Origin of the sequence: Corynebacterium sp. KPL2830, assembly GCF_040225635.1 — a bacterium.
Classification (GTDB): Bacteria; Actinomycetota; Actinomycetes; order Mycobacteriales; family Mycobacteriaceae; genus Corynebacterium.
On record NZ_JBEHFR010000013.1, the window covers coordinates 55,614 to 68,562 of the forward strand.

The following is a 12,949-nucleotide window of genomic DNA, read 5'->3' on the forward strand; positions in this document are numbered from 1 at the left end:
AGCTAATTCGCTGAACTAGACCTATCCACGTCGCAGCACAGATTTCACCTGCCCCGATGCGTTATTGACACGCGTTGGGGCAGCAGCATTTTGGCCGCTTCTGCCACCACGGCGCCACGTTCCAGCAGCTGCTTGCCGATGCCCCACCGCATTGCCGTCCCTTCCCCCATGCTGCTCATTTTTGGCCTGTTGGACGGCCTTGGCCGTGGACTTTTCTAGCTCGTCTTGGGCCTTAGCCAGGCTTTTTTCAAATTCCAGCATGCGTCGCGCGGTGCGCTCGCGAAACCCCTGCGCGAATTCTGCAAAATCGTTATTCATTACCACTGCCCTGCCTTTCGTGCAGTCACGGATGGTTCATCTGAGCTTGGCTCTGGTGCAGGCTCAGGGGCTGGGGCTGGGGTCGGGGCCTGTGGCTGTGCAGGTTCCGGTGCCTGCGCTGGTGCAGGCTCAGGTTGAGGCTGCGGTTCTGGTGCAGGTGCTCCAGCTCCAGCGGCTTCTGCTGCCTGCAGGTGCTGTACCTTTTCTGGTGGCGGGGTCGGTTCTTCCACCTGGGAAAGCTCCGGAGGTGGCTCAATGGTTCCATCTTCCGGGCACGGTTCAGGCTCGGGTGCGGGCTGCGGCTCAGGTTCTGGGCACGGCTCCGGCTCCGGTTCCGGTTCAGGTGCGGGCTCGGGTTCCGGCTCAGGCGCAGGTTCAGGTTCCGGTTCAGGCTCTGGGCAGTCGGCATCCACGATGTTTTCCAGGCACTCCGCGGCACCCTCAATGATGAGTCCTACGCCCACCAGAGCGATTCCTGCACCGACGATTCCCAAGCTGCCGCTGCAAGAGGACTCGATGTCACAAGCTGCATCTGATTCCACTGCAGCCGGTGATGTTGGTTCCTCCTCGCACTCAGTATCCTCCGGCACAGGCTCAGGTACTGGGTCCTGTTCTGGCTGCGGTGCGGGCTGTTCCCGTTGTTCTGGTGGGCAGTCTTGTGGTTTGGGTTCCGGCTCAGGATCCGGCGCCGGTTCCGCGTGCGCCGGGGTGGCCGTGGACTCGTTCTGTCGAGGCGGCTCGTTTACGAAACCGCGGCACTGTTGGCACTGGCACCCGGAAGGGTGCTGCTCAGGTGCGGGTTCAGGAGCCGGCTTTGGAGCCCGTCCTGGTTTCGGCTCCGGTTGCGGCTCGGGAGCTGGTTTCGGCTCGGGTGCGGGTTGTGGTTGCGGTGCCGGTTTCGGATCTGGCTTCGGGTCTGGCTTTGGCTCTGGCATCGGTTCCGGCTTGGGCGGGCACTCAGCGGTGGATGCGGGCTGCGTTGGCTGCGCTGGCTGTGGCGGGGTGGAGTCGGTGCCGCCCCCGCCATCGGGCATCGGGCGCGTGGAAGCTGGCGTATCTGGGCACTTTTCCACTGGCGGTAGGCAGGCATCCTCTTCGGCCTCTGCCGGCTCGGGACATTCCTCAGGCAGAGGACGCTCGGAGACGCATTTGCAGCGCGACTCAAACTCGTCGTAACAGGATTCAATGGCATCATCGCGGTCCCGGCACGTGCTGGCGATGGAGTCATTGGTGTCATCGATGATTTTCGAACCAATGGTGGAGACGATGGGAATAATGAACTTGGCCAGCGGGTGCCTGGTAGCCACCATGGACAAGATATTGAGCAGCGGGATGACCGCGGAAATCAGCTCGGTGAGTGCGGTGTCGGAAGTATCCACGACATCGGAAATAGCGCTCGAGCATTGCTTGGCAGAGTCAGTAAGCTGCTTGCCTTCATCGCGGTGGATATCAAAATCTTTTTGAATGCCGGTCAGGTGCTCGCGCAAGGTTCCATGGGCAACATCGGAGTCATCCGTGCGCAGGAAATCCGCAAGCCCTTTCCCGCCGCCATGCGGGAGATTTCCTCCCACCGCGGAAATGGTATGGCGCATTATGTTTTGTGGGGCGATTCCATCTACCGCGCTGATGAGCTCACCTAGAAGCCCCAATGGCATGCTGGGACCGGAATAATGTCCCAAGCAGGCCAATTGGAACTGCGAAATGGCGGCGGAATAATCCCCTAAAAGCGATTTAGTCAGCGTACTCACTAGTTCGCAGCCTTTCCGCTCTCTCCTGCAAAGGAGCGGCTAAAGCCGGCATCATACGTGGCGAATGCACGCATCTGATCGTGCGCTGCCTGGCCTGTGGCAGAGATATTGTCTAAGCGCCACGTTCCATTGGCATGAATGCGCGCGAGGATGCTGCGGATGCGCTCCCCGTGCCCGGAAAAATTTCGCCCTGCCGCGGCAATAGGAAAGTCTGGAACGTCGGCGCGGTGCGCCTGGCGCTGTTCATCATTGGCGCTTATAGCTTGTTGTAGTGCGGACATCGCCTCTGCGGGGCGAAGAAAAACCTCAGACATCGGTATAAATCCCCAAATCCATATGCGTTAAGTGTGCTCACCTTCATTGGACTGGGGTTTATACCAAATGGTTCCCGGTACTTCTTATTTTCCTGCCTATACCGAGGCGACGACGGCAGAAAGTCTGCCTGCCACCTTGCGGGCGTGTTCCTCTTCAGCTGCTTCCACCATGACGCGGAACAGCTCTTCGGTGCCAGACGGGCGCAGCAGCACGCGGCCGGTCTCCCCGAGCTCTTCTTCTGCCTCCACGATGGCCTGCTTGACCTCGACAGAATCCATGATCGCGGCCTTATTGGATACCGGAACGTTGATGAGCACCTGCGGCAATACGGTCATCACGGAGGCCAATTCCTTCAGGCTCTTTCCGGACTTGGCCATGCGCGCCATGATGGAAAGGCCGGTGAGGGTGCCATCGCCGGTAGTGGAGTCATCGGGAAGCACGACGTGCCCGGATTGCTCGCCACCCAGGGAGAAATCGCCGCGGTGGAGTTCTTCAAGCACATAGCGATCGCCCACCGCCGCGTGGCGAACTTCAATGCCTTGCTTTTCCATGGCGAGAGTCAGGCCGAGGTTCGACATGACCGTGGCCACGAGCGTGTTAAAGCGCAGGTCATTGTCTTCCTTCATGCCTACCGCGAGCAGCGCCATGATCTGATCGCCATCGACCACGTTGCCTTCGGCATCGACGGCGAGGCAGCGGTCCGCATCGCCATCGTGGGCAAGGCCCAAATCGGCACCGTGCTCGAGCACTGCTGCCTGGGCTTTTTCGATATGGGTAGAGCCACAGTTCTCGTTGATATTAAAGGCATTAGGCCGGTGGTAGATCGGGATAACCTCAGCGCCTGCTGCTTCATAGGCGCTGGGAGCGACCTTAGACGCCGCGCCATTGGCCGTATCCACGACTACCTTGATGCCGCTCAAGTCAGTGGATACGACCTCCTTCAGATGCTCTAGGTAGCGCTCACGCCCATCGGGAGCCTCCGAGATAATCCGGCCCAACTTGGTGCCCGTTGGGCCTTCCTCAACGAGGTTATCCATCGCGGCCTGAATCTCATCTTCCACGCTATCCGGCAGCTTCTTGCCGCCAGCGGAGAAGAACTTAATGCCATTATCTGGCATCGGGTTATGGGAGGCAGAGATCATCACACCGAGATCCGCTCCGTAATCATCCGTCAAAAAGGCGATGGCTGGGGTAGGAAGCACCCCCACGCGCACCACGTCCACACCGCGTGACGCCAAGCCTGCGGCGATAGCGGCATCGAGCATTTCACCCGATACGCGGGGATCACGTCCGATGATTGCCAAGGGGCGACGTTCATAAGATTCACGCTGCGCAGTAAAGACTTCTGCAGCCGCTTGCCCCAGCGTCAAGGCCAAAATGGGAGTCAGCTTTTTATTCGCGAGGCCGCGAACACCATCGGTTCCAAATAGTCGAGTCATGCAGACAATTATGCCTTGTAGGACCCGCCGGTTGCATGTTTGGGCATCGGCAAGCGGGCTAATTAAGTAACCAACATCACGAAAAATGTCCTTGTGGCGAAAAGCTAAATTTGCTTTAAGTCGTACTTTTCGGCATTTATATGAAATTATTAGCTAGGTTATACTTCACTCTTTTGCCTTAGAGAGGATCAACGATGAACGAACCTAGATCTTCAGGTGACAAGTCACCTGAAACTACCTCGCAGAAGGCACGGTCAGCCATTGCGAAAGCCGCTTCTGGGGAACGCGCTATTCATCCAGCCCTCATCCCCGGAGTAAGTGTCGAAAACACCCGCGCCGATTTTAAGACCAATAAAACGGTCTTTGCGGTGGCCTTGGCATCCACATTTGCCGTTATCCTATGGGCCATCATCGCCCCAGATAATCTGGCTAGCACAGGAAGCACCATGCGAGCGTGGGTCGTCCAAAACTTTGGATGGCTATTTACGATCATCATGATTGCCACCACGGCATTCCTGCTGACAATCGCTATCGCCCCAACCGGAAAAATTAAGCTCGGCGCCGATGATTCCAAGCCCGATTTCTCCCGGAACGCCTGGATCGCCATGCTCTTTGCCGCTGGTATGGGAATCGGCCTGGTCTTCTACGGCCCGATGGAGCCGCTTGCCCTATTCTTGACTCCACCGCCGTATCTCTCCGGCGTCGAATCCGGCAGCCAAGAGGCCATCCTCCCGGCCTTTGCCCAGGCAGTACTTCACCACGCTACGTTGCCGTGGATGATCTTTGCACTGGTCGGCGGCGCGCTTGCCTATGCCGCTTATCGACGCGGCCGTATCCCGCTTATTTCCTCGCTCTTTGAGCCTCTCATTACGGATTCGAATAACCGAGTATTTGGAAAGATCGTCGATATCTTCGCGGTTTTGGTCACCCTCTTCGGCACGGCCACCTCGTTGGGTATCGGCGCGCTGCAGATCCGCACGGGAACCTCGATTCTTACCGGCAAGCCCCTCGAAGGAAACGGCATCATGGTGGTAATCATTACGATCCTCACCATCCTTTTCATCCTTTCCGCAATGTCCGGTATCAAGCGCGGCATCCGCATCCTGTCCAATATCAACATGGGCTTGGTCATCGGACTCGCGGTCTTCGTGCTCATCACCGGGCCGACGCTCTACATCCTGGATCTGATTCCCGCATCCCTGCTGCAGTTCTTCAAGCACTTCGAAGACATGATGTCCCTGTCCGCCTCCCAGGGCGAGCCGGAAAAGGAATTCGTCACCGCATGGACCATGCTGTACTGGGCGTGGTGGATTTCCTGGTCGCCCTTCGTCGGCATGTTCATCGCGAAGATTTCCCGCGGCCGCACCATCCGCGAATTCGTCTTCGTCATCATGCTCGTGCCTACCACCCTGTCGCTTTTCTGGTACGTCATCTTTGGTGCCACTGCAATCAAGACCCACCTGGATGGAGACGGAATCGAGATTGAAGGTTCCGGCGAGAATGTGATGTTCGATCTCATGAGATCACTGCCCCTATCCAGCATCACCACGGTCATCGTCCTCCTTGCTGTGGTGGTCTTCTTCAATACGGCCGCTGACTCCGCTACCAACGTCATGGGCTCCATGTCCCAATCAGGTCGACCAATCCCCTCGACGTCGATTTCCGTTATTTGGGGCGTTGCCCTGGGTGGCATTTCCTTGTCCCTGCTCCTTATCGCCGGCAAGGATGCCCTGAGCGGCCTGCAATCCATCATGGTCTCCAGTTCGCTGCCGTTTACCTTCATCCTCATCGGCATCATGGTGGCGTGGGGTAAGGACCTGGCGCGCGATCCCGCTATCCTGCGCAGGAAATACGCCCATGCCGCCATTGAGCGCGGCACCCACTTGGGCCTCCAAGAACACAATGGCGACTTCGTATTCAGCTCTTCTGCCGTTCCTGAAAACCACGGTGCCGGGGCAGAAATTGAAAACGATGACCCGTATCTCCACGAGTGGTACACCATCAACGCATCGGATGAATACCTCGCAGAGCAGGCGGCCCTCCGCGAAGAGCGCCGCGCCGAGCTCAAGGACTTTGCACAGAAGAAGACCAAGGACAAGGCCGCAGATGACGATGAGTAATCTCTCTGCCTAACCGGACCTCTCCCCTGGGCCCCTAGCCCGCCTCCCAATGCACTCTTCCGCGATGGGAGGCGGGCATTTCTCTACTCCACAGTCCGTGGTGCACTGCGGCGTGCGGGCTTCATCGTGGCCCCGACTGAGCGTTTATGCCTCGCGCAAGGCTCAGCCTCAAGAGGCCAGCCAGGAGAGGTTTGGCCGGCCTAACCGACGGGGACATCGGCAAGAGCGATAAAACGACAAAACCGCTGCCTCCCTAAGTGGGAAGCAGCGGCAGTGTAGGGCGCTTGCGCGCGCAATAGAAGCGAGATTAACGCTTGGAGTACTGCGGTGCGCGACGTGCCTTGTGCAGACCAGCCTTCTTACGCTCAACTGCACGAGCGTCACGGGTGAGCAAACCAGCCTTCTTCAAGGTGGAGCGATCAGCCGGGTTGTAGATGTTGAGTGCACGAGCGATAGCCAGGCGCAGGGCGCCGGACTGACCGGTCGGCCCGCCACCGTTAACGGTGACCTTCAGGTCAAACTGGTTCTCGCGGTCCAGCAGGGTCAGCGGGGTGAGGATGTCCTGCTGGTGCAGCTTGTTCGGGAAGTACTCAGCGAACTCGCGGCCGTTGACCACGATCTGGCCGGAGCCAGCAACGAGGCGAACGCGAGCGACGGCGCGCTTACGGCGACCGACGGTCTGAATTGGGCCCTCGTGAACCGGAGCAGCGGCCTCAACCTCTGCCTCGGTCTCAGGGTTGGCGCTAGCCAACGAATCACCGATGGTGTTGGTGAACTCTTCGGTAGCGGCGCTTGCTGCAGCGATGTCAGCAGCCTCGGCTACATTGTTGTCGATGTTCTGCTCAGCCATTACTGTGCCACCTGCTTAAACTCGAAGGTTTCCGGCTTCTGACCGGCGTACGGGTGCTCATCGCCTACGAAGACGTGCAGCTTCTTGATGGAAGCGCGGGAGAGCTTGTTGTGCGGCATCATGCCAGCAACAGATTCTTCGATAACGCGGACCGGGTTGGCGTCCAAAGACTGACCCAGGGTCATGGACTTCAGACCGCCCGGGTAACCGGAGTGGCGGTAGCGCATTTCGCGGTCGCGCTTGGTGGAAGAAACGTGAATCTTGTCAGCGTTGATGATGATGACGTGGTCACCGGTGTCAACGTTGGGTGCGAACTGTGGCTTGTGCTTGCCGCGCAGCAGGTCTGCCACGGTGGAAGCAAGCTTGCCCAGCACCACGTCAGTAGCATCGATGACGTACCACTTGCGGGTGATGTCACCGCTCTTTGGGTGGAAAGTAGACAAAATGACTCCTTGAAAGTCTGTCTCGGAACTGCCGGCCAGCGCTAAGCATCCATTCGCTTCCCAACAGCGGCCGGTGGAGACCTGCGGGAAGCGCTTCGCCAGCTGCTTGCCGACGAGCGAACACATAGGATTACAACCCTAGCCGCTACCGGGGCAAAAGACCAAAACGCCGAAACCGGTACCTTCTCAGAAAGAAAAGGTACCGGTAAAAGAGGTTCTATATGGCGGTTTGTGTAAATAGCGCGGTAAGGCGACGGCGGCTGCGTTCGCCTCCTGCCGGATTGGATACGGGCACGGGCACCGCCCGATTCCCCTACTGCGCATTAAAGAAGCAGGCTAGATAGATGTTGCCAACGGTGCATTATCCCCAGCTAGCGGCGGCGCGACGGTTGACATCGCTCATTGCGTCATTGCCTTGGGACACAGTCTTGGAGATGGTTGCCAGCACGGTATTGAGTTCTTGTGCCGCCTTATCCCATTTAGCCTGCGCCTGGTTATAAGCCACTGCGGATTCACCTTCCCAGGTGCTCACCATGGGTTGGAGGCGGGATTTGAGGTCGGCCAAGGTGCTGTTGATGCGGGCGGAGGTGGCGTTGATATCAGCTGCGGCAGTAGAGATGGCGCCGAATTGGTACTTGATCTCGGACATGTGGAAAATGGTTCCTTTCGAAGTTGCTGGTGGAGGTGGCTGGGTTACAGGGCGAGGCCGCCGCCAACATTGGAGAAGGCCTGGGTGTTTTCGGCTTCGACGTTGTCAAAGTTGTGGGCATTGCTGCGGATGTTTTCAGAAATCGATGTCAATGCCTCGCGCAGTTGCTGCGCGGAGGTGTTGTAGCGCTGCATCAAGTTATCGAATGAAACCTGCGCCTGGCCGGCCCAGCTGCCGCGGACAGAATCCACTACACCCTGCAGGCGGGTGAGCTCGCCTTGGACTTCGTCATTGGTGTTATCGACGCGGCCGGCGGTGGAGACCATGACATCGGCTTGTGTCTTAAAAGTCTGAGACATAACAGTGCGCCCCTCCTTAGGGCGGGAAGAGATGTTGAGTGTGATTTCCCCCGAAAAAGCTTCTGTGCTTTCTCACCGTTATTGGACTGCGCTCAGACCTATATGGTTCCCGGGATGTTAAAAACTTTTCTGTTTATTTCTTGCTCAGGGATTCGGTGGCCATCCGGCACGCTGCTTTTTGCACGGCATTGGCGTTATGGCGGGTATGACACCCCACCGACATGTGATGCCCGGTATCTTCCCAGATGGTCCATTCCACTACGGAGCCATCGCCGGGGTCTTCTACATAGTGCAGACGCCCTGCGTCCTCGGATACATCGCGCAGTTCCGGATCCTTATCAACCTGCGCTTTGATTTCTTCAAAGAGCGGCCTAGCTGGCACGTTAAAAAGCGAGTCCGCCGCTAAGAGGATCCGTAAATCAGGGTCTTCTCCTGTGGCGGTCACCAGTCCTTCCTCCACGGTGGCTTGAAAACCGGTGGGAAGGACAACGGAGAGCCCTTCAATATCGAGGCGTTTTTCGCCAGGGTTGAGCCCGCCATCGCCACCCGCGTCGCCAGGCGCGTCCGCGTTATCCTCGCTGCCACCACCAGATTCGTCCGTCGGCACGGATTCGGTGCCGCTTGCAGTGGTGGTACCTCCAGCGATGGTTCCGGCCTCGCCTTCGTCCTCATCATTAGACGCATTCGCACCCATAGCCCACCACGAGGCACCGATGACGGCAAGGATCACCACGACGATTGCGACGTGGAACATGTCGATGGCACCTATCCAGCCGCGCAGCTTATCGCCCCACCGCGTGCCTGTTTCCTGCCCCTTGCCTGCTCGCGCGCCAGTTCCAGTTGCGGCTCCGGCTCTGGGTTCGGCCCCTGTTTCCGGAACCGCTTCCGGGCGTTCCATGGGAATATCCATTTGGGCGGTGGGCGCGGATTCTGGGGTGCCCGCACCCGATTCAGTACCCCGTGCTGGCGTTGATTCCGGTGCGTGCGGTACGTCCTGCTGCCGCAGGCGGGCGCCGGCTACATCGAGCTGACGCTTCACAATGGTGACGGCTTCCCGGGAGATGGCGGTGCCAGAGGGATCCGCGATGACGGATACGTCCACGTCCGGCCAGGCGGATCCAGCGATTTTCGCGATCTGGTCCATGACGTGGCCTAAGGACTTGCCTTCTACGATGCCGGTCCCGGCAAGATCGTAGCGGTACACGGTTTCCGGGCCTTCAAAGATGGTGGCCGCATCCATAACGGTCACCGTAATCGTTGCCGTTGGTGCGGAGAGAGGTGTTTCTGTAGACATTTACTCTTCTCCTTCCCCGTAAACCACCTGGGCGATTCCCAGGTTTTCGCCGCGGATGCTCCACTGCCCGCGCCCGGGCGGCTGGTGGCTGGGCTTTAGCCCGAAGATGGTGCCTTCGTCGCGGTCGGCATCGAAAAGCAGGAATGCGGGTTGCAGGTCGCGCACTGCGGAAAAGAATTGGCCGAACAGTGCCCGGCCGATGCCGCCGGATTTTCGGGCGATGACCATGTGCAAGCCGATGTCCCGCGCGTGCGGCAGAAGATCGATCAAGGGTGCGAGGGCGATATCGCTGACCAAGTCCGCATCATCGATCACCACATAGATATCTGGGCCCTCCCACCAATCGCGGGCGGCGAGCTGCTTTGGGGTGATATCTGGCCCCGGCAAGCGTTGTTCCAGCGTGCGAACGGTATTGACGATTTCCTCCTGCGCACTGGATTGCGTCGCAGCATAGGCCGCCACCATGTCTTGATCCAGCGTTCCCAGGTGAGCACGGCGCTGATCGATGACCACCAGCCGCGCCTCCTCCCGCGGAAGGCCGCTAACCCCACGCATGACCTGCGCCAAGAAGTTGGACTTGCCACAGCCCTGGGCGCCGATGGCAACCAGGTGCGGTTCGCACTCCGGATTCCACGCCAAGGTGGAAAGATCGCGCCCGCCGATGCCCCACGGGATGCCACCAGTGGGGGCTTCGCCATGGGCGGCGAGCGCCTCTGGGGTTAGAACCGCGGGCAGCATCTTCAACTGCGGGGCGGGAACAGCCTTAGCATGCACGCGGCAGATATGGGCGATATCTTGATTCGAGGTATGCGCGAGCAGCATATTTTCACCGGCCTGCGTCAGCCCCCTACCCGGGGCGCTGGGCAGTTTTTGCTGCAGCTTGCGGTCAATAAGCGAATCGAGTGCCTCACCCAAGCGCAGCTCAAGGCGGTGAGCGATAAGGTCCCTAATCGCCGGACGCATCGTGGTCCACCGGGAGGTCGCGATGACGACGTGGACATTGGCGGAGGCGCCATCAGCAACGATATCCGTAATGGATTCAGCTAAATCCTCAAACTCCGCATTGGACGGGCCGATGTGGTGCCAGCCGTCGATAATCAAGAAGGTCTCGCGCGATTCCGGCCGGCGGATAAACCCGGCAACCTCATCGACGATGCGGCGGATCTTTTCGCCTTCTTCGCGCCCGGCTACCCCGGCAACGTGCGGTAGCCGGTCCAGGGCGGCTAGCTGCCCACCGCCCAAGTCGATGACATAAAAGCGAATATCTTCCGGCCGCCGGTTGAGCGCCAGGGACGAGACTATCGTGCGCAGCGCGCCCGACTTGCCGGATTGCGGTCCCCCGCACAGTGCAAGGTGGCCGCCGTGTTGGTGAAAGTCGATGACTAATTGGTCTTGGCGCTGGTAGTAAGGCCTATCGATAATCCCAATCGGCGCGGACAGTTCCGCTGCGGTGGACTCCGCGCCCTCCCTATCGAGGGACGAAAGCTCGATGACCGGTGGCAGCGGTGGCAACCAAATGCGGTGGGCCTCCTGGCCACGCGCGGCGGCTTCCTCGCCGGCGGCGCGAACCACCTCGGTAAGCATCGATGTAGATTCGTCCATCACCACCGTGGGCGAATTCTGTGCAGCGGCATCGTCCTGCGCCCAGCCTGTAAAAAGCTCCACCCGGCGCGGCGGGCCTGCGGGGTTGCCGTCCTGGTCCGTGGCCGCGGGCATCCCCGTGTTAGTCGCAGCCCGGCGCGCGAGCGGCCCAGACACGTAGGAGGCCTGAAACCGGGTGAGATCCTCGGCATCGGATTTCAGGTAGCCTGCGCCGGGTTGGCCGGGAAGGTGGTAGGCATCGGTCATGCCAAGGACCTGGCGGGATTCGGCGGAGGAAAAGGTTTTCAGGCCGATTCTGTAGGACAAGTGGGAGTCCAGCCCCCGCAAGCGCCCTTCCTCGAGCCTTTGGGAGGCCAAAAGCAGGTGCACGTGGAGGCTGCGCCCCAAGCGCCCCACGGCAACGAAGAGCTCGGCGAAGTCCGGGTGCTGGCCCAAGAGTTCAGAGAATTCGTCCACGACGATGACCAGCGCCGGCAAGGGGCCGTAGTCCCGCACGGCATCCGCAGAGGCGTTGTACTCGCCCACATTGGCAAAGTTTCCCGCGGTGCGCAGGAGTTCTTGGCGGCGGTTCATCTCCCCGGAAATGGCGTCATACATGCGCTCTACCAGGGTGGATTCCTCTTCAAGGTTGGTAATGACCGCGGAGGTATGCGGCAGGCGATCACAGCCTAAAAACGTTGCACCACCCTTGAAATCCACCAACACCAGGTTGAGTTCATCCGGGCTATGCGTGGCGGCAAGCGCGGTGACCAGGGTGCGCAGGAGCTCAGATTTACCAGAACCTGGGTTATAGGTACGATACAGTAACCCCGTCCACGGGCAGTGGACGAAATACTGCGCGTGGTAGACATACTGATTGATGTAGGGCTTAGGGGCTTACTTTTAACCCTGGGATAGGAAAACCGAAAACTTAAAATATTTTATGTACCGAAGTTTCTAAATTTTCCTGATTTGGTATGGAGAGCCGAAACCCAAGCCCTCAAAGCCTCCCCGATACACTCGAGGCTTCCGACATCGACAGGTGCAGCGTGCTACCAAGATTGATATTGTGACCCGACCCCCACACACAAACAACTTGACACGCTCCACGCATACACGCAGCTTCTTCGCAAAATCGCCGAGCCGCTCTGCGTCGTCATCGACGTCGGACAAGGCGCACTCACCGCGATTAAAGCCTGCTGGCCAAACGCGATGATTCAGCGTTGTCTCGTCCATGCGCAACGCGTCATCCGCCGCTACACCACCTCACGGCCGCGCACCGACGCCGGCAAAACCATCTACGCACTGGCGCTGAAACTAACCCGTGTCACCACACTCGAACAGGCACGGGAGTGGACGCTACGTCTGCACGACTTCGGTCAGGTATTCAAAACATTCCTCAACGAGAAGACACCCGTGCCAAAGGAACGCCGAACACTCAATAACCAGTGGGAATGGACTCATCTGCGAATACGCAAAGCCTACAACTCACTGCTGCACCTATCGCGCAACAATTGGTTGTTTACTTACCTTAAGCCACCACCGAATGTGCCTGATCCTAAGCGCTGGGCTTCAACGACAAACAGTCTTGAAGGCGGCATAAACGCCCAGCTCAAACGCATCGCCGATGCGCACCGAGGCAGGTCAGGGGAACGCCAACGAAAAATGCTCGAGTGGTACCTCCACACCAAAAAGCAACTGCCTGACGATCCGCTAAATTGAGGTTACCCTCGTTTAGTGGACACCCTATTAGTACGGATCTTGTGTCCGTAGGAGAGGATGTTCATTGTGAGTTCGTCAAGGAAGAAGTACACCCCGGAGTACCGGCAGGAG

At 58.9% G+C, this 12,949-nt stretch carries 10 protein-coding genes and 2 pseudogenes; 2 read left to right on the forward strand and 10 right to left on the reverse strand.

Annotated elements, in window-relative coordinates; genetic code table 11:
• Positions 1 to 21: 21 nt before the first annotated feature.
• The 4 genes from ABRP87_RS06165 to glmM all read right to left on the reverse strand — a co-directional run bounded on the left by ABRP87_RS06165 (position 22) and on the right by glmM (position 3,820).
• Positions 22 to 318, reverse strand: a complete 297-nt coding sequence (locus ABRP87_RS06165) for a hypothetical protein (protein WP_349862413.1) — start codon at positions 316 to 318, stop codon at positions 22 to 24.
• Entirely contained in the window at positions 318 to 2,066 is a 1,749-nt protein-coding gene (locus tag ABRP87_RS06170; protein ID WP_349868072.1) for a hypothetical protein, read from the reverse strand. Before ABRP87_RS06170 ends, ABRP87_RS06165 begins: the two co-directional genes overlap by 1 nt.
• Positions 2,066 to 2,380, reverse strand: a complete 315-nt coding sequence (locus tag ABRP87_RS06175) for a hypothetical protein (RefSeq protein ID WP_349862417.1) — start codon at positions 2,378 to 2,380, stop codon at positions 2,066 to 2,068. Before ABRP87_RS06175 ends, ABRP87_RS06170 begins: the two co-directional genes overlap by 1 nt.
• A gap of 96 nt (positions 2,381 to 2,476) precedes the next feature.
• Entirely contained in the window at positions 2,477 to 3,820 is a 1,344-nt protein-coding gene (gene glmM / locus ABRP87_RS06180) for a phosphoglucosamine mutase (protein WP_349862419.1), read from the reverse strand.
• A 194-nt stretch (positions 3,821 to 4,014) separates the two neighbouring features.
• Here glmM and ABRP87_RS06185 point away from each other — a divergent pair, with 194 nt between their 5' ends.
• Entirely contained in the window at positions 4,015 to 5,940 is a 1,926-nt protein-coding gene (locus ABRP87_RS06185; RefSeq protein WP_349868073.1) for a BCCT family transporter, read from the forward strand.
• A 307-nt stretch (positions 5,941 to 6,247) separates the two neighbouring features.
• Here ABRP87_RS06185 and rpsI read toward each other — a convergent pair whose 3' ends face one another.
• The 6 genes and pseudogenes from rpsI to eccCb all read right to left on the reverse strand — a co-directional run.
• Positions 6,248 to 6,790 (reverse strand): 30S ribosomal protein S9, encoded by a 543-nt coding sequence (gene rpsI / locus ABRP87_RS06190; protein ID WP_005281349.1) that lies wholly within the window; start codon positions 6,788 to 6,790, stop codon positions 6,248 to 6,250.
• Positions 6,790 to 7,233, reverse strand: a complete 444-nt coding sequence (gene rplM / locus ABRP87_RS06195; RefSeq protein ID WP_126318309.1) for a 50S ribosomal protein L13 — start codon at positions 7,231 to 7,233, stop codon at positions 6,790 to 6,792. The genes rpsI and rplM overlap by 1 nt, the downstream gene beginning before the upstream one ends.
• A 361-nt stretch (positions 7,234 to 7,594) precedes the next feature.
• Positions 7,595 to 7,882, reverse strand: coding sequence for a WXG100 family type VII secretion target (locus ABRP87_RS06200; RefSeq protein WP_349868074.1), 288 nt, complete (start codon positions 7,880 to 7,882; stop codon positions 7,595 to 7,597).
• A gap of 44 nt (positions 7,883 to 7,926) precedes the next feature.
• Positions 7,927 to 8,241 (reverse strand): WXG100 family type VII secretion target, encoded by a 315-nt coding sequence (locus ABRP87_RS06205; protein WP_005277114.1) that lies wholly within the window; start codon positions 8,239 to 8,241, stop codon positions 7,927 to 7,929.
• Between the two features lie 133 nt (positions 8,242 to 8,374).
• The gene (locus ABRP87_RS06210; RefSeq protein WP_349868075.1) at positions 8,375 to 9,535 is read right to left on the reverse strand and encodes a type VII secretion-associated protein; all 1,161 of its coding nucleotides are present in this window, start codon (positions 9,533 to 9,535) and stop codon (positions 8,375 to 8,377) included.
• Positions 9,536 to 11,920, reverse strand: a pseudogene (gene eccCb, locus ABRP87_RS06215) (type VII secretion protein EccCb); the annotation flags it as partial. It lies immediately after the preceding gene.
• Positions 11,921 to 12,214: 294 nt separating this feature from the next.
• Here eccCb and ABRP87_RS06220 point away from each other — a divergent pair.
• Positions 12,215 to 12,832, forward strand: a pseudogene (locus ABRP87_RS06220) (transposase); the annotation flags it as partial.
• Positions 12,833 to 12,949 lie beyond the last annotated feature (117 nt).

Bases quoted from the DNA above. Each gene is read 5' to 3' on its own strand.
- ABRP87_RS06185 (WP_349868073.1), top strand. From the start codon at position 4,015: ATGAACGAACCTAGATCTTCAGGTGACAAGTCACCTGAAACTACCTCG.
- ABRP87_RS06205 (WP_005277114.1), bottom strand. From the start codon at position 8,241: ATGTCTCAGACTTTTAAGACACAAGCCGATGTCATGGTCTCCACCGCC.
- ABRP87_RS06165 (WP_349862413.1), bottom strand. From the start codon at position 318: ATGAATAACGATTTTGCAGAATTCGCGCAGGGGTTTCGCGAGCGCACC.
- rpsI (WP_005281349.1), bottom strand. From the start codon at position 6,790: ATGGCTGAGCAGAACATCGACAACAATGTAGCCGAGGCTGCTGACATC.
- ABRP87_RS06175 (WP_349862417.1), bottom strand. From the start codon at position 2,380: ATGTCTGAGGTTTTTCTTCGCCCCGCAGAGGCGATGTCCGCACTACAA.
- ABRP87_RS06210 (WP_349868075.1), bottom strand. From the start codon at position 9,535: ATGTCTACAGAAACACCTCTCTCCGCACCAACGGCAACGATTACGGTG.
- glmM (WP_349862419.1), bottom strand. From the start codon at position 3,820: ATGACTCGACTATTTGGAACCGATGGTGTTCGCGGCCTCGCGAATAAA.
- ABRP87_RS06200 (WP_349868074.1), bottom strand. From the start codon at position 7,882: ATGTCCGAGATCAAGTACCAATTCGGCGCCATCTCTACTGCCGCAGCT.